General features: G+C 61.6%; 25 protein-coding genes and 2 pseudogenes. 16 read left to right on the top strand and 11 right to left on the bottom strand.

The window, feature by feature from the left end; all coding sequences use genetic code 11:
- Positions 1 to 5 precede the first annotated feature (5 nt).
- Positions 6 to 998 (top strand): diaminopimelate epimerase, encoded by a 993-nt coding sequence (locus FHL16_RS18100; RefSeq protein WP_077748867.1) that lies wholly within the window; start codon positions 6 to 8, stop codon positions 996 to 998.
- A 110-nt stretch (positions 999 to 1,108) separates the two neighbouring features.
- Here the strand turns inward: FHL16_RS18100 and codA are convergent, their stop codons facing one another.
- The 5 genes from codA to FHL16_RS18075 form a co-directional block, all read right to left on the bottom strand.
- The gene (gene codA / locus FHL16_RS18095) at positions 1,109 to 2,353 is read right to left on the bottom strand and encodes a cytosine deaminase (protein ID WP_010458540.1); all 1,245 of its coding nucleotides are present in this window, start codon (positions 2,351 to 2,353) and stop codon (positions 1,109 to 1,111) included.
- A gap of 13 nt (positions 2,354 to 2,366) precedes the next feature.
- Positions 2,367 to 3,638 (bottom strand): cytosine permease, encoded by a 1,272-nt coding sequence (codB, locus tag FHL16_RS18090; RefSeq protein ID WP_010458543.1) that lies wholly within the window; start codon positions 3,636 to 3,638, stop codon positions 2,367 to 2,369.
- A gap of 234 nt (positions 3,639 to 3,872) precedes the next feature.
- Positions 3,873 to 4,706, bottom strand: coding sequence for an alpha/beta fold hydrolase (locus tag FHL16_RS18085; RefSeq protein WP_077748866.1), 834 nt, complete (start codon positions 4,704 to 4,706; stop codon positions 3,873 to 3,875).
- A 216-nt stretch (positions 4,707 to 4,922) separates the two neighbouring features.
- Positions 4,923 to 5,279, bottom strand: coding sequence for a 6-carboxytetrahydropterin synthase QueD (gene queD / locus FHL16_RS18080; RefSeq protein WP_008152165.1), 357 nt, complete (start codon positions 5,277 to 5,279; stop codon positions 4,923 to 4,925).
- Positions 5,280 to 5,363: 84 nt separating this feature from the next.
- Positions 5,364 to 6,443, bottom strand: a complete 1,080-nt coding sequence (locus FHL16_RS18075; protein WP_010458552.1) for a hypothetical protein — start codon at positions 6,441 to 6,443, stop codon at positions 5,364 to 5,366.
- A gap of 209 nt (positions 6,444 to 6,652) precedes the next feature.
- Here FHL16_RS18075 and FHL16_RS18070 point away from each other — a divergent pair, with 209 nt between their 5' ends.
- From FHL16_RS18070 to FHL16_RS18055, 4 genes are read left to right on the top strand one after another with little or no spacing between them, the layout of a single operon-like run.
- The gene (locus tag FHL16_RS18070) at positions 6,653 to 6,961 is read left to right on the top strand and encodes a PepSY domain-containing protein (RefSeq protein WP_010458554.1); all 309 of its coding nucleotides are present in this window, start codon (positions 6,653 to 6,655) and stop codon (positions 6,959 to 6,961) included.
- Positions 6,961 to 7,266, top strand: a complete 306-nt coding sequence (locus FHL16_RS18065) for a PepSY domain-containing protein (protein ID WP_010458557.1) — start codon at positions 6,961 to 6,963, stop codon at positions 7,264 to 7,266. The genes FHL16_RS18070 and FHL16_RS18065 overlap by 1 nt, the downstream gene beginning before the upstream one ends.
- Before the next feature lie 3 nt (positions 7,267 to 7,269).
- Positions 7,270 to 7,938, top strand: coding sequence for a response regulator transcription factor (locus tag FHL16_RS18060; protein ID WP_010458558.1), 669 nt, complete (start codon positions 7,270 to 7,272; stop codon positions 7,936 to 7,938).
- Complete coding sequence (locus tag FHL16_RS18055) at positions 7,935 to 9,248, top strand: sensor histidine kinase (RefSeq protein ID WP_010458560.1); 1,314 nt, start codon at positions 7,935 to 7,937, stop codon at positions 9,246 to 9,248. Before FHL16_RS18060 ends, FHL16_RS18055 begins: the two co-directional genes overlap by 4 nt.
- A 127-nt stretch (positions 9,249 to 9,375) precedes the next feature.
- On the opposite strand, the gene FHL16_RS35050 is transcribed toward FHL16_RS18055, so the two are convergent.
- Entirely contained in the window at positions 9,376 to 10,131 is a 756-nt protein-coding gene (locus FHL16_RS35050) for a methyl-accepting chemotaxis protein (RefSeq protein WP_370654464.1), read from the bottom strand.
- A gap of 102 nt (positions 10,132 to 10,233) precedes the next feature.
- A pseudogene (locus FHL16_RS35045) lies at positions 10,234 to 10,380 on the bottom strand (HAMP domain-containing protein); the annotation flags it as partial.
- A 1,549-nt stretch (positions 10,381 to 11,929) separates the two neighbouring features.
- On the opposite strand from FHL16_RS35045, the gene FHL16_RS18045 reads away from it, so the two are divergent.
- The 3 genes and pseudogenes from FHL16_RS18045 to FHL16_RS35035 all read left to right on the top strand — a co-directional run bounded on the left by FHL16_RS18045 (position 11,930) and on the right by FHL16_RS35035 (position 15,046).
- Positions 11,930 to 13,246 carry a Na+/H+ antiporter family protein gene (locus tag FHL16_RS18045; RefSeq protein ID WP_162179694.1) on the top strand — a complete coding sequence of 439 codons (1,317 nt, stop codon included), beginning with the start codon at positions 11,930 to 11,932 and terminating at the stop codon, positions 13,244 to 13,246.
- A 117-nt stretch (positions 13,247 to 13,363) separates the two neighbouring features.
- A pseudogene (locus FHL16_RS35040) lies at positions 13,364 to 14,140 on the top strand (cache domain-containing protein); the annotation flags it as partial.
- A gap of 84 nt (positions 14,141 to 14,224) precedes the next feature.
- Complete coding sequence (locus FHL16_RS35035; RefSeq protein WP_371860812.1) at positions 14,225 to 15,046, top strand: methyl-accepting chemotaxis protein; 822 nt, start codon at positions 14,225 to 14,227, stop codon at positions 15,044 to 15,046.
- 105 nt (positions 15,047 to 15,151) lie between these two features.
- Here the strand turns inward: FHL16_RS35035 and FHL16_RS18030 are convergent, their stop codons facing one another.
- Entirely contained in the window at positions 15,152 to 16,087 is a 936-nt protein-coding gene (locus FHL16_RS18030) for a LysR family transcriptional regulator (protein WP_077748864.1), read from the bottom strand.
- 225 nt (positions 16,088 to 16,312) lie between these two features.
- Between FHL16_RS18030 and FHL16_RS18020 the strand changes: the two genes are divergently transcribed.
- From FHL16_RS18020 to FHL16_RS18010, 3 genes are all read left to right on the top strand, one after another.
- Positions 16,313 to 16,798 carry a DMT family transporter gene (locus FHL16_RS18020; RefSeq protein ID WP_077748863.1) on the top strand — a complete coding sequence of 162 codons (486 nt, stop codon included), beginning with the start codon at positions 16,313 to 16,315 and terminating at the stop codon, positions 16,796 to 16,798.
- Positions 16,798 to 17,253: a DMT family transporter gene (locus FHL16_RS18015; protein ID WP_010458574.1), complete on the top strand. Its 456-nt coding sequence runs from the start codon at positions 16,798 to 16,800 to the stop codon at positions 17,251 to 17,253. The genes FHL16_RS18020 and FHL16_RS18015 overlap by 1 nt, the downstream gene beginning before the upstream one ends.
- Before the next feature lie 84 nt (positions 17,254 to 17,337).
- Positions 17,338 to 17,505 carry a metallothionein gene (locus tag FHL16_RS18010; protein WP_010458576.1) on the top strand — a complete coding sequence of 56 codons (168 nt, stop codon included), beginning with the start codon at positions 17,338 to 17,340 and terminating at the stop codon, positions 17,503 to 17,505.
- Between the two features lie 67 nt (positions 17,506 to 17,572).
- Here the strand turns inward: FHL16_RS18010 and FHL16_RS18005 are convergent, their stop codons facing one another.
- Positions 17,573 to 17,800, bottom strand: a complete 228-nt coding sequence (locus tag FHL16_RS18005) for a DUF6555 family protein (protein ID WP_010458578.1) — start codon at positions 17,798 to 17,800, stop codon at positions 17,573 to 17,575.
- Between the two features lie 145 nt (positions 17,801 to 17,945).
- Between FHL16_RS18005 and FHL16_RS18000 the strand changes: the two genes are divergently transcribed.
- The 3 genes from FHL16_RS18000 to FHL16_RS17985 all read left to right on the top strand — a co-directional run bounded on the left by FHL16_RS18000 (position 17,946) and on the right by FHL16_RS17985 (position 20,138).
- Positions 17,946 to 18,731 carry an AraC family transcriptional regulator gene (locus FHL16_RS18000; RefSeq protein WP_077748862.1) on the top strand — a complete coding sequence of 262 codons (786 nt, stop codon included), beginning with the start codon at positions 17,946 to 17,948 and terminating at the stop codon, positions 18,729 to 18,731.
- Between the two features lie 246 nt (positions 18,732 to 18,977).
- On the top strand, positions 18,978 to 19,151 hold the full coding sequence (locus FHL16_RS17990; protein ID WP_010458583.1) for a DUF1427 family protein: 174 nt from the start codon (positions 18,978 to 18,980) through the stop codon (positions 19,149 to 19,151).
- A 30-nt stretch (positions 19,152 to 19,181) separates the two neighbouring features.
- Positions 19,182 to 20,138, top strand: a complete 957-nt coding sequence (locus FHL16_RS17985) for a quinone oxidoreductase family protein (protein WP_077748861.1) — start codon at positions 19,182 to 19,184, stop codon at positions 20,136 to 20,138.
- A 120-nt stretch (positions 20,139 to 20,258) separates the two neighbouring features.
- Here FHL16_RS17985 and FHL16_RS17975 read toward each other — a convergent pair whose 3' ends face one another.
- Positions 20,259 to 21,281 carry a purine-nucleoside phosphorylase gene (locus tag FHL16_RS17975; RefSeq protein WP_077748860.1) on the bottom strand — a complete coding sequence of 341 codons (1,023 nt, stop codon included), beginning with the start codon at positions 21,279 to 21,281 and terminating at the stop codon, positions 20,259 to 20,261.
- Between the two features lie 24 nt (positions 21,282 to 21,305).
- Entirely contained in the window at positions 21,306 to 22,262 is a 957-nt protein-coding gene (locus tag FHL16_RS17970; RefSeq protein ID WP_077748859.1) for a nucleoside-specific channel-forming protein Tsx, read from the bottom strand.
- 273 nt (positions 22,263 to 22,535) lie between these two features.
- Between FHL16_RS17970 and selD the strand changes: the two genes are divergently transcribed.
- Positions 22,536 to 23,570, top strand: a complete 1,035-nt coding sequence (gene selD / locus FHL16_RS17965) for a selenide, water dikinase SelD (RefSeq protein WP_010458591.1) — start codon at positions 22,536 to 22,538, stop codon at positions 23,568 to 23,570.
- The gene (gene mnmH / locus FHL16_RS17960; protein WP_077748858.1) at positions 23,570 to 24,673 is read left to right on the top strand and encodes a tRNA 2-selenouridine(34) synthase MnmH; all 1,104 of its coding nucleotides are present in this window, start codon (positions 23,570 to 23,572) and stop codon (positions 24,671 to 24,673) included. The genes selD and mnmH overlap by 1 nt, the downstream gene beginning before the upstream one ends.
- Positions 24,674 to 24,773 lie beyond the last annotated feature (100 nt).

Here is a 24,773-nt window from a genome sequence, read left to right as displayed (position 1 = left end):
GATCCATGACGCCGTTCTACGATGCTCGAGGCAATATCTACGCGGTGCTGACGCCCGACGAGGTGCGCGGTCGCGGTATCGATTTGCCGGACCAGGCTCGCGACGCCGCGCAGATCCGCGAGCACTGGGCATCGGCCGCTATCGAGGCATTCTGCAGTTGGGCGCCCGGTTCACAGCCATCGGGCAGCAAAGACCATCGCTGCGACGGGCTGCTGGTGGGGCCGTTTCAATCCTCGCCGCCCTTTGATCTGTTGATCGTCAATACCGACGGCACCCTGGCCGAGCGCAGTGGCAATGGGCTGACGATTTTTTCCCAGGCGCTCAGCGAGCAAGGATTGATGCCCGAGGAGCAGGCGTGCCTGCTGCGGGTTCATCACGACAAACGCGATGCGGTTTCGCCGGTGGAAACCACTGTGGACGCCGCTGAGGTCGACGGTGTTCAAGGGTTCTGGCTGGATTTGGGCAAGCCTTCGTTCGGGCCGCAAGCGGTGGGTGCGCGCGAGGCTGAACGCGTGACGCTGAACGAGCGCGAAGTCAGCCATGTGCAGCCGTTGTTGGCGCTTGATCCTGCCTGGAACCGCAGCCAGTTTGTGCGCATCGGCAATCCCCATTGCGTGACGCTGCTGACGAATGCCGACGCGTTGCCCAGCAATGAGCAGATGCGAGAATCGCCCTTGGCTCAAGGCTTGATGCGTATCGCCTATGCCGCGCCGACCGGGGCTGGGCATCCGTGTCCGGCGGGGGTGAATTTACAATGGGCGATGCTTGAGTCAGAGGGGCGAGTGGTGGCGCGGGTGTTTGAGCGCGGGGAAGGGCCGACGGCGTCGTCAGGCACCAGCGCCAGTGCGGTGGCGTGTGCGGCGTGGCGGGTGGGTTGGGTGACGGCGGGTGAAGTGAAAGTCGTCATGCCGGGCGGCACGGCGCCGGTTTTGTTGGAAGAGTCGGAGGGGAAATTGAGTCGGGTCAAGCTGTTTGGCACAGCGCGGTTGATGGGTTGATTATTAGATAGCCATCGCGAGCAGGCTCACTCCCACAGGGGCGTGAGCCGATCACGAAACCCTGTGGGAGCGAGCCTGCTCGCGAAGAGGCCCGCCCAGTCAGCGAAATTTCAGAGCTGACCCGCCCATTCCACCACCGGCATCGTCCGCTTCATCAACACCTTGCCATCGCGCACCGAATACAACGGCAACCCCTGGCTGCGAATCACCTCGTAGTCACTGTCCGCCGACAGAATCAGCAAATTCGCCGGCCGTCCGGCCTCCAGCCCATAACGGTCCCCAAGGTTCATGGCCTTGGCGCTGTTGTCGGTGACCAGGTCCAGCGCACTTTGCAGGTTGCGATACCCCAGCATGTGGCAGATATGCAGCCCCGCTTCCAGCACCCGCAGAATGTTGCCGTTGCCCAGCGGATACCACGGGTCAACGATCGAATCCTGGCCGAAGCACACGTTCATCCCCGCTTCCAGCAACTCATTGACCCGGGTCACGCCACGGCGTTTCGGGAAGGTGTCGAAGCGCCCTTGCAGGTGAATGCTTTCGGTGGGGCAGGAGACGAAACTGATCCCCGAATGCCCGAGCAGACGGAAGAGTTTGGCGCAGTACGCGTTGTCGTAAGAGCCCATGGCCGTGGTATGGCTGGCGGTCACCCGCGAACCCATGCCACGGCTGCGGGCTTCTTCGGCCAGCACTTCCAGAAACCGTGAATGCGGGTCGTCGGTTTCGTCGCAATGCACGTCCACCAGGCAGCCGGTGCGCTCGGCGAGGTCCATCAGAAACTTCACTGAGCTGACGCCCTGATCGCGGGTGTATTCGAAATGCGGAATGCCCCCCACCACATCGGCGCCCATACGGATCGCTTCTTCCATCAGCTCCCGGCCGTTGCGGTAGGACTCGATGCCTTCCTGCGGGAACGCGACGATTTGCAGGTCAATCAGGTGCCGGCTTTCCTCGCGCACTTCGAGCATTGCCTTGAGCGCGGTCAGTTGCGGGTCGGTGACATCGACGTGAGTGCGCACATGCTGGATGCCGTGGGCGGCGAGGGTCTGGATGGTTTTCTTGGCGCGGGCCTTGGTGTCTTCCTCGGTGATGGTGACCTTGCGTTCGCCCCAGCACTCGATGCCCTCGAACAGCGTGCCACTCATGTTCCAGCGTGGCTCGCCAGCGGTGAGGGTGGCGTCGAGGTGAATGTGCGGCTCGACAAAGGGCGGCACCACCAGGTTGCCGCCGGCGTCGAGGTCGTCGGGCCCCAGGGTGGGGGCTTCGGTCTGACGGGCGATGGTGCGGATCAGGCCGTTTTCCAGGTGCAACTCATGCAGGCCTTCTTGGTTGCGCAGGCGGGCGTTGATGATGTGCATCAGGCGAATCCTTTTATAGATCTTGTAAGGGAGCTTCAGCGGCACGGGCACCCAGTACGCTGGTCAATAGCACATACGTTAGCGCGGCAGCGGCAATCCCTACCAGTGGCGCGATCCAGGGCGAGCTGAATGCGGCGACGGTGCCGACGGCATAGGCGGTCAAACCGGGCCAGTTGAACGCCGGTAATCGAGCATCGGCCAGACGAGGATATTGACCACGATAGCGGTAGAAGAAATCCGCCATGATCACGCCGCCTATCGGCGGAATCACCGTGCCCAGCAGAATCAGATACGGCACCAGCATGTCGTACATGCCCAGCAGCGCGAGCAAGGTGCCGATCACCGCGCCGGCCAGGGTCACGGTTTTGCGGCGGCCGGTGCGCAACAGGTTGCAGCCGGCGACGGCGAAGTTGTAGATGGTGTTGTCCTGGGTGCTCCAGATGTTGAGCAGCAACATGGCCATCGCGGCCATGGCGAAACCTTGCAACAGCAGCACTTCGACCACGTCCGGTTGCTGGTAGACGATGGCCCCGTAGGCCCCGATCAACACCATCAGGCCGTTGCCGATAAAAAAGCCGATCAGGCTCGCCAGCACCGCGACCCGGGCGGAACGGGAGAAGCGCGTCCAGTTGGTCGCTTGGGTGGCGCCGCTGACGAACGTGCCGAAGACCAGGGTGATCGCGGTCGACCAGTCAAGCGTTCCCGTCGGAACCACCGCGAGCAGTCCATCGAGCCCGCCGACCTTCACCGTGGCGACCCACATCGACAGCATCAGCAGCAACATCATGGCGGGCACCGCGATGTACGAAAGGATTTCCAGCCCGCGATAACCGACATACGCCGTGGCGCAAAATGCCAGGCCGAACAGCACCATCAGGCCCAGAACGGTGCCCTCGCTCAGTTCGAAATACTTGCCCAGCACCACGGCGGCCGTGGCCGTGCCCCAGGCGTACCAGCCGATCTGGGTGAAGCCGAGGATCAAGTCGCTGAGCTTGCTGCCCACTTCACCGAAGCAAAAACGCCCCATCAGCACCGAATTCAGGCCGCTCTTGAAGGCGATGTAACCCAGGCTTGCGGCGTAGATGCCCAGCAGCAGATTGCCGACGATAATCACCGCCATCATCTCGCCAAAACTGAACGCCACGCCGAGCTTGCCGCCGGCGAACATGGTGGCGGTGAAGAAGGTGAATCCCAGCAGCACCATGGCGGTGGAGGCGAGGCCTTTGCGGGCATGCATCGGTACTTCGCTGAGAGGGTAATCGTTGCCCGGATCTTTTTGCGTCATGTGGCGTTCCTTGCTGAATGGGTGACGCGGGAGGGGTTGCAGTGGTCGTGCCAATGGCTGGATATGCAGTTACTTATAGTCGAGGCGGAGAGTTTGGCGCGGGAGGGGCACAAATGCGGTGCACCTGAAGGAATATAGAGCCCATGTGGGAGCGAGCCTGCTCGCGAATGCGGTGTGTCAGGCAATGTAGATGTCGACTGATACACCGCATTCGCGAGCAGGGATTCGGTTTCTTCAGGAGGGCTGGATTAAGGGCAGGAACCGCAGTAAAGCCGCGACGATGGCCTCGGGCGCATCCTCCTGAACCAGGTGCCCGGCATTGGGAACCGGATGAAATTGCGACCCGGCGATCATCTGATGCAGTGCCCGTCCACGCTCGATGGGAATCCACTGATCCTCCTCGCCCCACAGAATCTGCACCGGGCAACGCACCGTTGGGTACAACACCTCCGCCTCGCGGGTGTAACGCTCGTCCATCTGCGCAATCTGCCGATAGAACGCCGCTTGCCCGGGATCGCCCAGCCACGGTTGTACATACGGGTCGAGCTCTTCATCGGGGATGTCGCGCTTGATCGCCCCGCGAATATATGCCGGCACAATCGCCTGTTGAATGTAATCGGGCAGTCCGCTGAACGCCGCTTCATGCTGGCGTACATGCTGCACGAACGGCGAACCCCAGGGCGTCAACGCCACCGGATCAATCAATGTCAGGCTGCGGTAATCCTTGCCGTTGAGCAGGTGCGCGCGCAGCGCGGTGGCACCGCCAAAGTCGTGGGCGACCACGTCCGGCCGCGCCAGGCCCCAGTGATCGAGCAAGCTCGCCAACAGGTCGTTCTGCACCCCCAGCGATACGTCGCCGGTGATTTTCTCGGATTGCCCATAACCCAGCAGGTCGAAGTAATGCACCCGGTGGGTGGTGATGAAATGTGGAGCGATGCGGTGCCACACGTAAGACGAAAAGGGCGTGCCGTGCACAAACACCAGTGGCGGGCCGTCGCCGCGTACGGCGTAGCGAACGGAATGCCCGTTGAAGCGATAGGTCTGAGCCAGCGGCCAGTCAGTCCTCATGGGGATGTCCTCTTGGCATGTTCGAGCCAAAAAGCATAGGCATAAAAAAACAGCCAATGAAGGCTGTTTTTTGTATCACTGACGAAACGCATTGCTCCTTGTGGGAGCGAGCCTGCTCGCGATAGCGTCGGCACACATGGCATCAATGTGACTGACAGGGCGCTATCGCGAGCAGGCTCGCTCCCACAGGGGAATTGTGTTGTCTTTTAGAGCGGGTTACTCGCCGTGATAGATGCAGCCGCTGGTGCACGTCTCGTGGATACGGATCGCGCTGAGTTCCGGCAGCAGGGGCTTGAGTTCCTTCCAGATGAACTTGGCCAGCACTTCGCTGGTCGGGTTTTCCAGGCCGGGAATATCGTTCAGGTAGTTGTGGTCGAGGCGCTCGTACAACGGCTTGAAAATCGCCTTGATTTCCGAGAAGTCGCGGATCCAGCCGGTGTGCGGATCGAGGTCGCCGCTCAAGTGGATCGCCACTTTGAACGAGTGACCGTGCAAACGGCCGCATTTGTGGCCTTCCGGTACGTGAGGCAGGCGGTGGGCGGATTCGAACGTAAACTCTTTGAAGATTTCCACAGTGATTTCAGCTCTGTCAGGTGGCGATCGCCGCGGCGATGTGGGCAGGCGGCGAGTTTACCAGAGCGCCAGGCAAAACACTGACTAAAGGGTCAGCAAGCGCTCGCCGAGGCGACCATTGGCGGCCAGTTCGAGAAACTCGTCACCCAGGCGACGGCTTTCGTCCATCGTCGCACGCCAGTATTTCTGCCGGCTCGGGGCATCGCCCATGAAGCGCTTGAAGTCGTTGCGGTCCGGCAGTTTGCCGTAGGGCAGGCGCGCCAGGTAGTCCTTCGATGGCGCCAGCAGCAGGACATCCTGCAACCGCGCCGGGCAGGCTCGGCGCCACGGCAGGGTCTTGTCGAACCAGCCGGGAATGACCCGGTCGGTGAAATGCGGATAGAGCACGATGTCGTTGCCGCTGTAGGGCAGGTCGAGGTGATAGTCGAGCAGGCCGCCATCGCGAAACGTCCCCGCGCCTGCGCCCGGCAGGTCACGCACGCCTTCCATCACCATCGGGATCGAGCCCGACGCAAGCAGCGCCTGACGCAGGTTACCGGCATTCAGCGCGACGAAGCGTGACGGGAAATCGTTGAGTGCATGGACCGGCGGCGCCAGGCGCGGGTCGTGGATGATCAGCCGTTCGAAATGCCGCGACAGCCGTGCGCGCCCCCGCAGGTTGTCGGCGATCACCGACGACAGGCCCAGCCCGAGACGGCCGCGATGATCGTCCGCGAGCAAGCCGTGGCTTTTGACCACCATGATGTTCAGGCGGTAGTGGGCGTTGTCCAGAATCGACGCATCGCGACCGTCGAGCAGTTCATCGAGCATGCGCCGGGAGCTCTGGCTGATCTGCGCCATGGTCACGCCCTTGTCGAAGTTCTGCTCGGTGTAGAGGTGACCGAGGCGCCGGATGCCTTCGGCGGCGTCCGGCAGACAGGCGCTGGCGAAGCGCCAGGAGCCCACCGACGCTCCGATCAACGCACGCTCGCGCGGTGCGGCCGGCAGCCATTCGCCAAACAACGCCAGGTCCAGACCTTGAATCCCCAACGCTTTCGGCCCCCCGGCGGCCCCCGGCAACGTGCCGACATCGGCGGCGCTCAAACCGTTTTCACGGATGCGTGCCAAGGCCCGCGGGCCGGCCTTGAGGGTCAGGGAAGGGAACTTGATGTGGATGGCGGTCATACCGGTCTCGATGTCGGGCAAGCGGGGGATTATAAACAGCTCAGGCAACGCCACCAATCCACACTGTGGGCGTGAGCCTGCTCGCGCCCACAGGGTCGGTGTTCGCCCAGGATTTATGGGTTGCTCCAATGATGGCAATTCAGTTTCAGTTAAGTTCAGCCCGCTAAGGTGCTCCTCGTAGGCAACACATAAAAAATACGGAGACACCCATGAAAACCCTGACTGCCCTGTTCACCGCGTCCATCCTTACCCTGACCGCCAGCCTCGCCCACGCCCGTGATTTAGGCCCCGATGAAGCCCTGCGATTGCGCGACGCTGGTACCATTGTGTCTTTCGAGAAGCTCAACGCCACCGCTCTGGCCAAACATCCCGGTGCCAAAATCACCGAAACCGAGCTGGAAGAAGAGTACGGCAAGTACATCTACCAGGTTGAGCTGCGCGACCCACAGGGCATTGAGTGGGATCTGGAATTAGACGCTGTCAGCGGCCAGGTTCTCAAGGATCATCAGGATACGTAATGAAGGTGTGTTCATTTTCACGCATGGCGTTGGTGCTGCTGGCGTTCTGCTCGGTCGTCATGGCCCGCGACCTCGATCAGGACGAAGCCCTGCGCTTGCGCCAGCAAGGCGTGATCCTGCCGCTTGAGCAATTGTTAAAACAGGCGTTGGACCGCTACCCCGGCTCCAAACTGCTGGAAGCCGAGCTTGAAGAAAAACACGACGTCTACATTTACGAAGTCGAGTTGCTGACCACCGAAGGGGTGGTTCGTGAACTGGACCTCGACGCCACCACTGGCCAGTTACTGAAAGACAAGGAAGATTGATCGATGCGTTTGCTTCTGGTGGAAGACCACGTGCCGCTGGCCGACGAATTGATGGCCGGCCTCAACCGGCAGGGGTATGCCGTGGACTGGCTGGCCGATGGCCGAGACGCGGTGTATCAGGGCAGCAGCGAGCCGTATGACCTGATCATCCTCGACCTGGGCCTGCCGGGTTTGCCGGGGCTTGAGGTGCTGGCGCAATGGCGGGCCGGTGGTCTGGTCACGCCGGTGCTGATCCTCACGGCACGCGGTTCCTGGGCCGAGCGCATCGAAGGCCTCAAGGCCGGTGCCGACGATTACCTGACCAAACCGTTCCACCCCGAAGAGCTGCACCTGCGGGTCCAGGCGTTATTGCGGCGCTCCCACGGTCAGGCCAACCAGCCGACGCTCAAATCGGCGGGGCTGCACCTGGATGAAGGTCGTCAGTGCGTCACGCGTGACGGTGCCGATATCCAGCTGACGGCCTCCGAGTTTCGCCTGCTGCGCTATTTCATGCTGCACCCCGAGCAGATCCTTTCCAAAAGCCACCTCGCCGAACACCTCTACGACGGTGAAACCGAGCGCGATTCCAACGTGCTCGAAGTCCACGTCAACCACCTGCGGCGCAAGCTTGGGAAAAGTGTGATCGAAACCCGTCGCGGCCAGGGTTACCTGTTCGGCGGACAAGCCCAGTGAGGTCGATTCAGCGCCGCTTGAGTCTGGGGCTGATCAGCGTGATGGTGGTCGTCGGCCTGGTGCTGGCGCAAACCAGCCTGTGGTTGTTCGAAAAGGGGCTGCAGCGCTACCTCGAAGACGGTTTGCGCAACGACAGTGAAAACCTGCTGGTGGCGCTGGTGCGCGGGCCGGCGGGGTTGCAACTGGATGAGCGGCACCTGTCGCCGGCCTATCAACGGCCGTTTTCCGGGCACTACTTCCGTATCGATTTCGCCGACAAGCATTGGCGTTCCCGCTCGTTGTGGGATCAGGAACTGCCGCCACTCGACCATCCCGGCCTGCACAGCAACCTGCAACTGGGGCCGGAAGGTCAGCAATTGCTGGTGCTGCGTTCGGACTATCGTCGGCTCGGGCAATCGATTTCGATCAGTGTGGCGCAGGACTACACGCCCGTGCGCGAGAGTTTTCGGCGCATGCAACAAGTCGGTCTGGGCCTCGGGCTGGCGGGGTTGCTGCTGATTTTGCTGCTGCAACGGATCACCGTGCGCCGCGCCTTGCGCCCACTGGAAAAGGCCCGAGAGCAAATCGCCCAGTTGCAGCAGGGCCAGCGCTCGCAACTTGATGACCAGGTGCCGGTGGAACTGGAGCCGCTGGTGGCGCAGATCAACCATTTGCTGGCCCACACCGAAGACAGCCTTAAACGTTCACGCAATGCCCTGGGCAACCTTGGGCATGCGTTGAAAACGCCGTTGGCGGTGTTGCTGAGCGTAGCTTCCAGCGAGAAGCTCGACGCTTATCCCGAACTGCGCAAACTCCTCAAGGCTCAACTGGAACAGGTCCAGCAGCGGCTCAGTCGCGAACTCAATCGCGCCCGCTTGTCCGGCGATGCGCTGCCGGGTGCGCTGTTTGATTGCGATGGGGAACTGCCGGGGTTGTTGGCGACGTTGAACATGATTCACGGCGAACACCTGAACCTGAGCTACCGCGCACCAACCGGTTTGCAGCTGCCGTGGGATCGCGAGGATTTGCTCGAACTGCTAGGCAATCTCTTGGATAACGCCTGCAAATGGGCGGATGCCGAGGTTCGGTTGAGCGTGGTCGAGACGGCGCAAGGGTTTGAATTAAGCGTGGAAGATGATGGGCCGGGGATTCCCGAGGCGCAGCGCGATCAGGTGCTGAACCGGGGGACACGGCTGGATGAACAGACGGATGGGCATGGGTTGGGGCTTGGGATTGTGCGCGACATCGTCGACACGTGGGGCGCGGTGATGCGGTTGGAGGAAAGCGAGTGGGGCGGCCTGAAAGTGCTGATCATACTCCCCAAACGCTGAGTATCCCTGTAGGAGCGAGCCTGCTCGCGATAGCGGTTTGTCAGTCGACATCTCTGTTGGCTGACAAACCGCTATCGCGAGCAGGCTCGCTCCCATATTTTGATCTTCAGTGGACGCGATAACGGCGTTAAACGCGAAACTGATCCATCAGACTCTGCTGCTGATTTGCCAGGCTATTGAGTGACTGACTCACCCGCGCCGATTCATTCGCCTGTCCCGACAGCGACTCCGTCACATCGCGAATCGTCGCCACGTTGCTGTTGATCTCCTCGGCCACCGCGCTCTGCTCTTCGGCCGCAGACGCAATCTGCAGGTTCATGTCGCTGATCACCGTCACCGCCTCGCCGATCTGGCGCAGCGCTGTCACCGCTTGGCCCACCTGCTCGACGCTGCCTTGCGCCTGGCGATGGCTGTTGTTCATCGAGCCAACCACGTCCTGCGTGCCGCACTGCAATTGCTCGATCACGACGCGGGTTTCTTCAACCGACTCCTGGGTGCGTCGCGCCAGGTTGCGCACTTCATCGGCGACCACCGCAAAACCTCGTCCGGCCTCACCGGCGCGGGCCGCTTCGATCGCGGCGTTGAGGGCCAGCAGATTGGTCTGTTCGGCAATGGCGCGAATCACTTCCAGCACCGAACCGATTTTCTCGCTGTTGGCCGCCAGGCCTTCCACTTGCACCATGGCCGCGCTCATGTCGGCGGCGAGGTTGCCGATGCTGGTGGTGGTCTGGTCGATGACGGTCAGGCCCCGGCGAGTCGCTTGGTCGGCATCCTTCGCGGCCTGGGCGGCTTGCGCGGCACTGCGGGCGACGTCCTGGGCGGTGGCGCTCATTTCGTGGGAGGCGGTGGCGACCTGATCGACCTGACGGTATTGCTGCTCCATGCCGGCGCTGGTCTGCGTGGCGATGGCGGAGGATTGATCCGCGGTGCTGCGGGCGTCCTGCACCGAGCGTTTCACTTCGGCGATGATCGGTTGCAGCTTGTCGAGGAAGCGGTTGAACCAGCCAGCCAACTGGCCCAGTTCGTCCTGCTTGTCGTAAGCCAGGCGTCGGGTCAGGTCGCCTTCGCCGCTGGCGATGTCTTCGAGCATGTGCGCCACGCCGAGGATCGGTCTGGTCACGCTGCGCGCCATCAGCCACACCAGCAGCAAGCCAATCAGCGCGGCCAGTACACCGAGGCCGAGCTCAATCAGGGTGCCGCTGCGGTTGCTGTCATCGAGTTGGTTTTTCAGGGTTTCGGCGGGGCCGACCAGGACTTTTTCCGGCACGTCGAGCAACACGCCCCAGGATTTCCCGCCGGGAATCGGCTGGAACGGCGACAGCACTTTCAGTTGCTGGTTGCTGTGCAGGCTTTCGGTGGTGCTGCTGGCCGCGAGCATGCGAATCAGCTCGGTGCCGTCGGACGTGTCCACGGTGTCCAGGCGCTGGCTGAGTTTGCTGGCGTCCGCGCTGTAACCGGCGAGTAAGCCGACCGGGCTGATGATGCTAACGCGGGTCTGGCCGTCGTAGAGCTTTTTGCTCGCGCCCTGACTCATGGCCTGCAAGCTGTTGAGGTTGATGTCCACCGACAGCGAAGCGATGACTTTGCCGTTGATCATCAGCGGGAACACGATGCTGGTCATCAGCACCTGCTGGCCGTCGATCACATAGAAATACGGTTCGATCACGCACGGCTTGAGCGTTGTGCGCGGGCAGGTGAACCAGGCGTTGGCCGGCTCGCCGCTGGGACCGGCCTTGGTGTCGGCCATGTCGCTTTCCGGCAGCGCCATGGAGGTCACTTTGCCAGGCACAGGTTGCGACCAATACAGGGCAAAACGGCCCTTGTCGTTGCTGCCCAGTTCAGCCTGGCCAGAGAACAGATCGTCCTTGCCGTCCAGCGCGTTGGCTTCGAACACCAGGGACAGGCCGAGCAAATCCGGGTTGGCTTGCAGCGCCGACTTGACCTGGCGGGTCAGGTCTTCACGCAGGTCGAAGGCGTCCAGAAAACGCTTTTCCGCCTGGTCGCGCAGGAACAGCACCTGGCGCGAAAAGCCGTGGCCGTATTGATAGGCGTCCATGAACTGCTGACGAATCACCAGCGCCTGGTTTTCCCCCTGGGATTCGATCCGGGCCTGAGCGGCTTCGGTGAGCATCTCCATGCTCGAGGCTTTCACCATCTCGGAGCTGTGCTCCATGCGATACAGCGAAAGACCCACCAGCAGGGTCACGATGCCGGCCAGGCAAAGCCCGGCCAGCAGGGTGATTTTCCATTGGATGGAAAGTTGTCTGAGCGACATGGAGAGACGTCCTTATTCGATATTTATCTGAGACTTTGCACTGTAACGGCCACGATTCACCTTTCTTTATGCCGGCATCCGAATAAGGCTCGCCGCTGATTTTGTGGCGAGAACGCTTACCTGTGGCGAGGGAGCTTGCTCCCGTTGGGTTGCGAAGCGACCCCTGGCATTCCGTCAGCCACTACGCATCGGCAGGTTTTACGCCTGCTGCGCAGTCGAACGGGAGCAAGCTCCCTCGCCACAGGTATTTCGTGGCCCGTTACATACAGGTCGGCCCATGCGCTTTGACACCGGGCCGACTCTGCGGCACAGTGCGCGCCCTCTAATAAAACCCATTCCTTGATCTGCTGGCGGCGCTTCGCAGACTGCCGGCTGAGCTCATTTCGCTTGCCCTGAGGTAACGATGATTAATGCTGTAATTGCCGCGGTCGGCGTCATGCTGGTCCTTAGCCTGTCCCGCGTGCACGTAGTGATCGCGCTGATTGTCGGCGCCCTGGTGGGGGGGCTGACCGGTGGCCTGGGCATCGATGCCACCCTGAAAGCCTTTAATAGTGGCCTCGGCGGCGGGGCGACGGTGGCGTTGTCCTACGCCTTGCTCGGTGCGTTCGCTGTGGCGATTGCCAAGTCCGGCCTGGCCCATGCCCTGGCGGACAAGGCCCTGCTGATGGTGGATCGCCAACACGCCAGCGGTGGCGGCCAGGTCAAGTGGCTGCTGATCGGCTTGCTGTGGGTGGTGGCCATCGCTTCGCAGAACATTCTGCCGATACATATCGCCTTTATTCCGCTGCTGGTGCCGCCGCTTCTATATGTGCTGACCAAGTTGCAACTGGATCGCCGCTTGATCGCCTGCGTCATGACCTTCGGCCTGATCACGCCGTACATGTTCCTGCCGGTGGGCTTCGGCAACATCTTTCTGAATGAAATCCTGCTGGCCAACGTTGCGCGCAGCGGCGTCGATATCAGCGGCATCAACGTCACCCATGCCATGGGCATTCCGGCGTTGGGCATGGTTGTCGGCCTCGCGGTGGCGTTTATCAGCTATCGCAAGAAGCGCGTCTACGACCTGGAAAAGATAGAGAAAGTCGAGCAAGTCGCGGTGGAGTACAACCCGCTGAGCCTGATCGTCGCCGGTGTGGCCATCGCGGCGGCGTTCATCATTCAGCTGTTGCTGGACTCGATGATCATTGGTGCGCTGGCGGGTTTCCTGATCTTTTCGGTGTCGGGCATTGTGAAGTGGCGCGACACTGACGACCTGTTCACCGAAGGCATGAAAATGATGGCGATGATCGGTTTCATCATGATCGCCGCCTCGGGTTTCGCCGAAGTGATGAAAGCCACCGGTCAGGTGCAGACGCTGGTGCAAACGTCGGCGTCGTGGATCGGGCACAGCAAAGGCGTCGGCGCGCTGTTGATGTTGCTGGTCGGCCTGCTGGTGACCATGGGCATCGGCTCGTCGTTTTCCACCGTGCCGATCCTGGCGGCGATTTTCGTGCCGTTGTGCGTGCAGCTGGGTTTCAGCCCGATCGCGATCGTGTGCATCGTCGGCACGGCCGGCGCGTTGGGTGACGCCGGTTCGCCGGCCTCGGACTCGACGCTGGGCCCGACCTCCGGTCTGAACATTGATGGCCAGCATCACCACATCTGGGACACCGTGGTCCCGACCTTCCTGCATTACAACCTGCCGCTGCTGGCGTTCGGCTGGGTGGCCGCGATGGTCCTCTGATTTCACTTCCGTAGGAGCCAGCGGTTCGGCGATCCGATGCCGCTGGCTCCTACAGTTTTTCGTTGGCGTGCCGTTAAAGCCTTAACCACGCCAACAAAATCAAAAGAGTGAACCGTCATGCGCATGAGCCTGAAGGCTAAAGTCCTGTCCCTTGCTGTCCTCCCGGTGTTGCTCTTTGCGCTAGTCATCAGCCTGACCACGCTGTTCATTCTGCAGGAGCAGGCCAGCAAGGAAGTCGAGGAAACCCGCCAGCGACTGCTCAGCGATGCCAAGGCCACCCTGCAAAGTTACGTGGCCGTGGCCATGACCACGATCAAACCGCTTTACGACGCGGCCACCCCTGGCGATGACGCGGCGCGGGCGCAGGTGATCAAGCTGTTGTCGAGCATCACCTACGGCAAGGACGGCTACTTCTTCGGCTACGACTCCAACACCGTGCGCCTGTTCAAGGCCAACAGCCCGGAAGGCGTGGGCCAGAGCTTCAAGGACAACCGCGACCCGAACGGCGTCTACGTCAACCGCGACCTGGTCAAAGTCGCCAAAGACGGCACCCACTACCTGCAATACAGCTCGCCACTGCCCGGCAACACTCAAGTGCTGGTGCCGAAACTGGGCTACACCGAATACCTGCCGAAGTGGGACATGGCGGTCGGTACGTCGGTGAACCTTGATGGTATCGAGGCGCAAGTCGCGCTGGTCCAGGCCAAGGTGCAGGAGCGGATGGAAGGCGTGGTGCTGACCATCGTCGGTATCGCCGTGGTGATGCTGCTGGTGATCGCGGCAGCCGGGATGCTGCTGGCCAATACCATTCTGCGTCCGCTGAACCTGATGAAAGCCAACCTCGATGACATCGCGGCGGGCGAGGGCGACCTGACCCGTCGTCTGACCATCACCAGCCAGGACGAACTCGGCGAACTGGCCGGCTCGTTCAATCGCTTTGTCGACAAGATCCACGGCCTGGTGCGTCAGATCACCGAAATGACGTCGCAACTGACCGGCCTGGTGAATCAGGTCTCCGACCAGGCCCAGCGCTCGGATCAGGCTATGGAGCGTCAGCGCCACGAGACCGATCAGGTCGCCACGGCGATCAACGAAATGTCGGCGGCGGCTCAGGAAGTGGCGAAAAGCGCACAAAACGCGGCGGTAGCGGCCCAACAAACCGACGAAGAAGGCCAGGCCGCCAAGCGTGTGGTGGCCGGCAGCATCGTCAAGATTCATGCGTTGGTGAACGACATCCGCAGCAGTGGCGTGTCCCTCGACAGCCTGCAAAAAGACGTTTCGTCGATTGTCAGCGTGCTGGGGGTGATTCGTTCGATTGCCGAACAGACCAACTTGCTGGCACTGAACGCTGCCATTGAAGCCGCGCGTGCCGGTGAAGCCGGTCGTGGTTTTGCGGTGGTGGCCGACGAAGTGCGGGCGCTGGCCAGCCGCACGCAGATCAGCACCCAGGAAATCCAGGGCATGATCGACCGCTTGCAGGCCGGAACCCAATCGGCGGTGGAAGCGATGCGTCGTTCCAGCGAAGCGGGCGATGGCACCTCGGCCCAGGCCAATGAAGCCGGCGCATCGCTGGACACCATGGCCCAGCTGATCGGCACTATCAATTCGATGAACGCGCAAATCGCCAGCGCGGCTGAAGAGCAGACCGCCGTGGCCGAAGAGATCAACCGCAGCGTGCATCAGATCGCCGTGGCGGTGGACAGCGTCGCCGACGAAACCCAACTCGGTGCCCAGACCTCACGCAGCCTCGCCGACCTCGGCCAGCGCTTGGGCAAACTGGTCGGCCAGTTCCGGATCTGACAAGCGACGCGAGCCTGCTCGCGATAGCGGTCTGTCAGCCAATATTAATGTTGGATGTGCCGGCCCCATCGCGAGCCGGCTCGCTCCCACAGGGTTTGTTTGGTGTCAGGGTCTGTCCCAGTAGGGCACCGTTCCGAAGCACTCCACGAAGAAATCAATCACCGTGCGCACCTTCACCGACAACCGTCGGCTACCTGGCCACAGCACCGCAATCTGCTGCGGTTCGAGGCTGTTGGACACCTGATATTCCCCCAGCACCGGCACCAGCGTGCCGTTGCGCACCGCCTCGCCGATCAGCCACGACGGAAACATCACCAACCCCAGGCCTTGTTCGGCGGCTTGCGTGAGCGTGTCGGCGTGGTTGCCGGTGATCGGGCCTTTGACGGAGTAGGGCGTCCAGTCCTGCGCGTCCTTGCGGAAAAACCAGCGTTGCTGCCCGGCCACGCCCTTGTAGGCCAGGCACTGATGCGCCGCCAATTCTTCGGGATGGTGCGGCGTGCCATGGCGTTTGAGGTAGGCCGGGCTGGCGGCAACTTGAAAGCGATGGGGCGCCAGAATCCGCGCCTGCATGCTCGAATCGTGCAGCGGGCCAATGCGAAACAGCAAATCGGCGCCTTCCTGCAACGGGTCGACGTAGCTGTCGGTTTGCTGGATATCCAGTTGCAGTTTCGGATAGCGCTCGCACAACAGCCCCAGCCACGGCGTCAGATGCCGTTGCCCGAAGACCACCGGCGCATTGATCCGCACCAGCCCGCTGGGTTCGCTTTGCTGCTCCTGCAAGGCCTGTTCGGCTTCCTCCAGTTGCACCAGCACCAGCCGCGCGTGATGACCGAGCATGCGGCCGGCTTCGGTGGGCGTGACGGCGCGCGTGTGGCGGTAGAGCAATTGCTGGTTCAAGGCTTGTTCCATCAACTGGATCTGCCGGGAAATCGACGAGGGTGCCAGGCCCTCGCGGCGGGCGACTTCGGAGAAGCTGCCATGGTCGAGCACCGCGACAAACAGCCGAAGTGCCTTGAATCCGAGCTCGTTGAGGCCATGCATGGTCGATCCTGCTGTGCGAGTTGCGCAAAAGTGTTGTCGGGATGCTCCCATTTATCGCAAAGGATCGCCAGCCGATAATGCCTGCCACAACAGCCCCTTGGCAGGAGCGAAGGTTGCTCGCGAAGGCGGCGTGTCAGACGCCGGAAATGTCGACTGATATGACGCCTTCGCGAGCAAGCTTCGCTCCTACCGGGGCCGTATTCATCTGACGAGCAGGTTTTCCTTATGCCATCTTCTTCAATCGACATCGCTTCAGTGCCAGCGGCCAAACCAGGGCTGCGGCTGTTGCTGCTGCCTCTGGTGATCCTCGCCGGCATGGGCCTTTCCGTAGAGGCCGGTCTGCTCGGACCGCTCGGGGTTCAGGTCGGGCATTTATGGGCGACGTTGAGCATCTTCGGCGTCGGCTCGGCGATTCTGTTTCTGCTGTTGTTATTCAGCGGCAAGCAACAAGGTCCGGCGTTGAACACCTTGCCGCGCTGGCAGTTGATCGGCGGCTTCCTCGGGCCGATCTACGTGGTGGTGCTGACCCTGGCCACGCCGCACATCGGGATCGCGATGACGATGATCGCGATCCTCTCCGGGCAGGTCGGCAAAAGCGTGTTGATCGACCACTTCGGATGGTTCGGCGCCACCCGCAAAAAGGTCAACGGTGAGCGTTGGCTAGCGTTGCTGCTGATTGTCGCGGCACTTGTTCTGATTGCTCGGGGTTGATGATGAATCTGATTATTTTGTTGGCCGTGGTGGTGGCCGCCGGCGCAGTGTTGAGTATCCAGGCGGCGATCAACGGGCGTCTGGGGGAAACCGTCGGCGTGTTGCGCAGTAGTCTGCTGACCTTCGCAGTGGGCGCGGTGGTCACCGGGTTGCTGATCCTGTTTTTTGAACCGGCCCATGCCGTGAGCCTGCTGGACGTGCCGAAATGGCAACTCAGCGGTGCCTTGTTCGGCGTCGTCTACATGATGGTCATGGTCGGCGCGGTGCCGCGGGTCGGCACGGCGGTGGCAACCGTGGCGGTGATCGTCGGGCAGTTGGGCATGGGGATGTTGATCGATAACTTCGGCTGGCTGGGTAACCCGGCGATCGAGTTGTCGAGCAGTCGGTTGCTGGCGATGGTGTGCCTGGCGCTGGCGTTGCTGTTCATGTATCGCAGCAGCACCCGAAGCGAGTAACTGCGCGCCATTTTGTAGCTCCTACACTGATGAGTGAAGTGCGCATTTGCCGCACGCGACGACCACACCCAAGGAGTCAGACTCATGATCGACAGTGAAAGTACCTGCGACTGCCCCAAATGCTCCTGCAAACTGGGCGAGCACCCGATAGCGCGTCACGGCAAACACTACTGCTGTGAAGCGTGCGCCAAGCACCACGAACATGGCGAGGAGTGTGCGAGCAAGGGTTGCAAGTGCGCACACGCCAAATAGCTCATCAACATGAAGTGGAGCCTCTCGGGCTCCACTTTCAATGTCGGATGACTACCCCCTGTAATGCTCAGCCCGCCGGGCGCCACGTCACATTTTCGATGCCGAATTTCTCCGCCAGCGGCTTGCTGGTTTTTTGCACCTTCTCTCGGCCAAAGCGGGGTATTCGTCCAACCCCTGCGTCACAACTGGCCCAGTGCCAAGCCTCCGCGTTGTCCATTTTGTCCAGGCGGATAATGAAAGACTTTGGCGCGCCATGAAGGGTGTATTCAATGACGAAAAGTTTTGCGTTGTTCATAAAGCCCGTATTCCTCCCTGTGGTAATACAAGGATCGTTGGGGTTAAGGAAAATTCATTCGGATTGTCAGACGGCTGCCGCCGGTGGCGACAAGGTGAGTGGTCCGTTACCATGCAAGACCTGAAAACCCCAATGATCATTGCCCATGGCCCTTGCCGCCCCGCCAGACCTGAGTGACACCGATGTGCCCGTGCAACCGCTGGCACGCACTTACTCGCGTGGCTTGTACATCGAGCCCCACGAGCATGAATGGGGCCAATTGCTGTACGCCATGAGCGGGGTCATGTGGGTGGAAACGCCCCAAGAGGCGTTGGTGGTGCCGCCGCAACGGGCGGTATGGCTGCCGCCGGGCGTGCCGCATGGCATCCGCGTGGTCTCGGACCTGCAGATGCGCAACATCTACCTTCGGCCCTCATTGGCGGTCACGTTGGATGACAGTGTTCAGGTGATCGAAGTCGGCGGGCTGCTGCGTGAGCTGATCGTCGGGCTGGTGGAGCAGGGCGATGATGGCGCGCCCGAGTACTACGAGGCGCTGGTCGGCCTGGCGTTGCTGGAGCTTAGACGAGCCAGGCGTTCGCTGTTGAAAATCCCGTTGCCGGATGATTCCGACCGACGCCTGATGAACCTGTGTCAGGCGGTCATGGCCGCGCCCTCGCTGGCCATTCCCTTCGAGCAGCACGCGGAAAATGCCGGTGCCAGCGTGCGCACCCTGGCACGGCTGTTCAAGGAAGGCCTGGGCATGGGCTTCGCCGAATGGCGGCGGCAGGTGCAATTGGCGACCGCGGCGGCGGAGTTGATTCAAGGCGTGCCGGTCAGCACGATTGCCCGCGAACTGGGCTATTCGCCGAGCAGCTTCAGCGACATGTTCCGCCGGGAACTGGGTGTCGCGCCTTCGCAGTTTGCGGCGAGCCAACACCCCGTCCAGCCATGACGCACCCCTGTAGCTGAGGGAAAACCTTGTAGGCGTGAGCCTGCTCGCGATAGCGGTGTATCAGGTAGCACAGATGTCGACTGACACTCCGCTATCGCGAACAGGCTCACGCCTACAGGGCTCCGCCGCTACACAATTGGCAGTGCACCCGCCGCGCTTTGGCCGATATTCAGAAGCACTTGGCCGATGCCCGCCGCCACCGCTCTTTAGACTTCAGGCATACCTTGTTTGCCCACGGAGTCTGCCATGAGCTACCTCATCTCGCTGGTCATTGGTCTGGGCGTCGGCCTGCTCTACGGCGCACTGGACTTTCGTTCGCCCGCCCCACCGGCCATTGCCCTGGTGGGCCTGCTGGGCATGCTCGCCGGCGAAAAGTTGTGGCCCATGGGCCGGCAACTGGTGGCGGGCTGGGTCTCCTGAAACCCCTTTCTTTATGCGATGGACACTCCCATGAAAGCACTGCAATTCGACCAGACCGGCGACCTCTCGGCCTTGCGTTATGTCGATGTCCCGACCCCCGTTCCCGGCGCCGATGAAGTGCTGGTGCAGATCAAGGCGGCCGGCCTCAACCCCAGCGATGTGAAGAATGTGTTGGGACGGTTTCCCTACACCACCTTGCCACGGATTCCCGGTCGGGATTTCGCCGGTGTGGTGGTTGAAGGGCCGCGGGCACTGATCGGTCAGGAAGTCTGGGGCACCGGTCGTGAACTGGGTTTTTTTGCCGATGGCTCCCATGCGCAATTCGTCAAACTGCCGGCCAATGGCGTGGCGCTCAAACCCACCCATCTGAGCTTCGCCCAGGCCGCCAGCCTCGGCGTGCCCTACACCACGGCGTGGGATGCGCTGGAACGCAGTCTGGTGACTGCTGCAACGCGGCTGTTGGTGATCGGCGGCGGAGCGGTCGGCAGTGCCGCTCTGGCGTTGGCCAAGGTGCGTGGTGCTCAAGTCCTGGCGGCGGCGCGGCGACCCGAGCAGGTCAAGGATCTGCAGGCGCAGGGGTACCAGACGCTGCAACTGGATAAACCGGAGGAGCTGGGCGCGCAGGTGCAGGCCGTGTATACCGGCGGCGCCGACGTGATTTTCGACACCACCGGCTTCTGGCTACCGGCCTCGGTCCCGGCGCTCGCGGCGTTCGGCCGCATCGCGATCATCGCGGCGCCGGTAGACGGCATGGTGCAACTGCCGGCGCTGGCGTTGTATCGCAAGGGCGGTTCGGTGGTGGGGATCAATTCGTTGTTGTATGGCGTGCAGGCGTGTGCGGCGATGCTCGATCAGTTCGGCAAGTTCTTTGATCAGGGGTTGTTGCCGTTGCCGGAAGGGTTGTTTGAATCGCCGCTGGCCGAAGGGCTGGAGCGGTATGAAGAAGTGAACCAAGGTGCTGGGGACAAGGTGATTTTGTTGCCGTAACGCCGATCAAAATGTGGGAGTGAGCCTGCTCGCGATGACGGAGTGTCAGTCGACATTTGTGTTGCCTGATACACCGTCATCGCGAGCAGGCTCGCTCCCACAGGGTTTTGCATTGTCAGATCAAGCCTCGGGAACACCATTCTCCCACGCCGACCAATTGTTCAAGATCTCCAGCACCAACGGATTCCCCGTCCGGTACAGGTTCTCCAGTGCCGGCACAAACCCGCCCTGATCCGCATACTTGAGCAGGTTGTCCACCTCGCTCTGGCCCGGGGCCGGTCGATCAAAGTCGGAGCCCGCGCGCACCACCGCCAGGCGTTGCACGTCCACCAGGCCCTCGCGACTCGCCCGCAGCAGCGCTTCGTAGGTGGAGTTATCTTCCTGTTGCGTCGTGCAGTACTCGCCTTTGTCGTCGGTCAACAGCTTGGTCCAGACCTCGGCACGTTCACTCAAGCGCGTCCCGGAAAACCAGGTGTTGCCGGCCAGCGTGTCGCACTTTGTCACCGTCGGTGGCTGATTGGCTGGGGCCGACGGGTATTTCAGGCGCCATGCCGCCGATTCCTTGCTCTCGCTCAACTTGACGTTGTGCGTCAGGGCGAAGGCCTTGGCCTGCAACTTCGGATTGAGCTCGAACACTTCGGTCTTGTAGTCCAGCGGCGGTTTTTGGTTCGGGCCTTGGGTGTTGATGCCGATGTATCCGGTCGGCCAGTCTTTTGGCGCGTCTCGCGAATCCAGTTCCCACTGGGTGCCGAACTCCACCAGGTAATGGGCCCACGCGGTGGTGCCAATGGTCCCGTGTTTCGGGCTGATGCCGGCAATGCCGGCGATCAGGAAGTAGCTTTTACGCAGGTCGAATTTCGGCGACAGGGCCAGGGCCAGTGTCGAAGCTGCGGCGTTGGTCTGGCCCATGCCGGTGACCATCAGGCACACCTGCTGCGTGTTGCAGCGAATGGTCGGGTACTCGGCGGACAGGCCCGGCACTCGAACTTCCTGCTTGAGCTCCAGACGATCGATCCAGTTTTGCGCCTCGGGGGCGAACATGGTGATCAGCATCACTTTCGGCTGGATCGGTGCTTCGCTTGCCCAGGCAGTGGAAGAGAGCAGGGCGGCACAGGCCAGGGACATACGCGTCATTGCATTCATAAAACCTCCAGGTTCAATCAAGCCTCAGAACTGATAACCGATGCCGGCGTAGTAAGCCCAGCCATTGGAGCGAGCGCGGAAGTCGCCGTCGCCGAAATTCAACTCGCTGCCATCCTCCCAGTTACCGCCGTTGTGGAAGTAACGGCCGACCAGGGTGAAGCGCAAGTGTGTGAACGAGTACAGCAAGACGTTGGTGGCGACGGTGGCGTTGGCGGTGCGGGCCGGGTTGTCCTTGTGCAGGTCGGAGCCGAAATCGAAGTTGGTGAAGCCGATGTACGTCAGTGACGCGCCGTTGCTGAAGCTGCTGATCGGCACGATGTATTTTAGCTGGGCACGGTAGCCGTCCCACGAATACTCGTTGCTGGCGCCGTAGTTTTCCCACTGATAACGCCCGTAGAAGTTCGCCGACAAGTTGACTCGCGAGTGGGTGTCGATGTCGGTGCCCAGGCCGCTGTAAAGCGTATTGGCGCGGTTGGCGCTGTTGCTGCCGTGGTCGTAGATCCAGTCGAACGCCACGTACCATTCTTTGAACGGCCCGATGGCCAGGCTGCGGCCGGCAAGGTGGTCGATGGAAATGCGCGGTTCGTGCTCCATGAACACCGGCGAACCGTGGTCCCACACGCCTTTGTCATGACTGTTGCCGATGTCGAAGATCTTCGGGATGTCGATGTAGCCGTACAACTCGAACGGCCCTTTGCGCCCGAAGTACTCGTACTCCAGGTAAATATCGTCGGCCGGTTGCGGGCCGAAACTGATGTCTTTGCTGCCGATGACGGTCAGGTCCTGGTTGAACCAGTCCGACAGGTAAACGCCTTTTTTCGGCGGGCTGGCTTCGGGACTCAGGGTTTCGCCCTGGGCGGATTCTTCGGCGGGCGCGGATTGCGCCAAAACGGTGCTGCTGAGTAGTCCTGTAACGCTGGCCAGCAGCAAGGAAACAGCAAGAGTGCGCGAGCAAGTCACGCGGCTGGACGTGCGGTGCATTAAAAGTCCCTTTTCGTGCGGATCAAAAGCCCGATTCTTCGGGCTTGCGCGGTTATGTCGCGAAAACGTCTATATCAGCGACTCGCAAACGTTTGCATAACAGATGCCAATTATTTCAATTCCATGAAAAATCGACGAAATAAGGCTTTTTATTGTCGGGTTGGTCAGTTACGCGAACTGACACTTCTGTAGCTGCTACAAGGCCGGTGGTGTTGCGCCTTGGATTGACCGCCAGTGGTAGACTCGCCCCCATTGTCTTCACGAGGTATTCCCATGAGCGAGCCGATTCGTCTGACCCAATACAGCCACGGCGCCGGCTGTGGCTGCAAAATTTCGCCGCAAGTGCTTGAGGTGATTCTGGCCGGCAGTGGCGCGCAGAACCTGGATCCCAGGCTTTGGGTCGGCAATGCCTCGCGCGATGACGCGGCGGTGTACGCGATCGACGAAGAACGCGGCGTGGTCTCGACCACCGACTTCTTTATGCCGATCGTCGACGACCCGTTCGATTTCGGCCGCATTGCCGCCACCAACGCCATCAGCGATATCTACGCCATGGGCGGTGATCCGCTGATGGCGATTGCGATCCTTGGCTGGCCGGTGAATGTATTGGCGCCGGAGATTGCCCGGGAAGTGATTCGCGGTGGACGTTCGGTGTGTGACGAGGCGGGCATTCCGTTGGCCGGTGGGCATTCCATCGACGCCCCGGAGCCGATCTTCGGCTTGGCGGTGACCGGGCTGGTTGAAAAGCGCCACATGAAGCGCAACGACACCGCCACCGCCGGTTGCCTGCTTTACCTCACCAAACCGCTGGGCATCGGCATCCTCACCACCGCCGAGAAGAAGGGCAAGCTGCGCACGGCCGACATTGGCCTGGCTCGCGACTGGATGTGCACCCTGAACAAACCCGGCAGCCGTTTCGGCAAGCTCGACGGCGTGACGGCGATGACCGACGTCACCGGTTTCGGCTTGTTGGGGCATCTGGTGGAAATGGCCGACGGCAGCAACGTCACCGCACGCATCGAATACAACCGTGTGCCGCGTCTGCCGGGTGTCGAGTATTACCTCGACCAGGGCTGCGTGCCGGGCGGCACCCTGCGTAATTTCGACAGTTACGCGAGCAAGGTCGGGCGCGTGCAGGAATTGCATAAGCGGGTGCTGTGCGATCCGCAGACCAGCGGCGGCCTGCTGGTGGCGGTCACGCCCGAAGGCAACGAGCAATTCCTCAAAGTGGCCAGCGAATTGGGCCTGGCCCTTGAGCCAATCGGTGAGCTGGTCGAGCGACAGACCCACGCGGTCGAGGTGTTTTGATGTCAATCGACTTCACCGACTACCGCGACATCTTTCTCAACGACCGGCCGATGCTGGATGCCCGCGCGCCGATCGAATTCCACAAGGGCGCGTTCCCCGGGGTGGTCAATCTGCCGCTGATGAACGACCACGAGCGGCAGCGGATCGGCACCTGCTACAAGCAACACGGCCAGCAAGCGGCGATCACCCTGGGGCATCAATTGGTGTCCGGCGAGATCAAGGCCGAACGCATCCAGGCCTGGGCCGATTTTGCCCGGGCGCACCCCGAGGGCTATTTGTATTGTTTTCGCGGCGGCTTGCGTTCGCAGATCGTCCAGCAGTGGCTCAAGGACGAGGCCGGCATCGACTATCCGCGCGTCGGTGGCGGCTACAAGGCCATGCGCAGCTTCTTGCTGGACACGGTCGATCAGGCCGTTGCCCAGTGCGATTTCGTATTGCTGGGCGGCATGACCGGCACCGGCAAGACCGAGGTGCTCACGCAGCTACGCAACGGCCTGGACCTCGAAGGCCACGCCAATCATCGCGGTTCCAGCTTCGGCAAACGCGCCACCGTCCAACCGTCCAATATCGACTTTGAAAACCGCCTGGCGGTAGACGTGCTGAAGAAGCGCGCTCACGGCATCGAGCAGTTTGTGCTGGAAGACGAAAGCCGGGCGATTGGCAGCTGCGCGTTGCCCTTGCCGCTGTTTCAGGGCATGCAGCAGTACCCGATGGTCTGGCTGGAGGACAGCCAGGAAGGGCGGGTCGAACGGATCTTGCGCGATTACGTCGTGGACTTGTGTGCCGAGTTCATCAGCGTGCATGGCGATGAAGGCTTTGCGCTGTTTTCCGAGCGTCTGCTGGAAAGCTTGAACAATGTGCAGAAGCGCCTGGGCGGTGAACGGCACCGGCGGATGTTGATCTTGATGGAAGACGCGTTGGCGGAGCAGGCGAACAGCGGGGCGGTGGATTTGCACCGGGGCTGGATCGAAGGGTTGCTGCGTGAGTATTACGATCCGATGTATGCCTTTCAGCGGGAGAAGAAGGGCGCGCGGATTGAGTTTGCCGGGGAGCGGGAAGCGGTTCTCGAATACTTGCTAGAGCGCATCAATCAGCGAGGGTGAGGTTGTTTTTGCCGGCCCCATCGCGAGCAGGCTCGCTCCTACACTGGATCTGTGTCGCGCCGGAGATCCAATGAGGGAGATCAACCGACAGTGATGGGTT

This window comes from Pseudomonas sp. FSL W5-0299 (genome assembly GCF_005930655.1).
GTDB classification, from domain to species: domain Bacteria; phylum Pseudomonadota; class Gammaproteobacteria; order Pseudomonadales; family Pseudomonadaceae; genus Aquipseudomonas; species Aquipseudomonas mandelii.
This window is presented reverse-complemented; position numbering and strand designations above follow the sequence as displayed.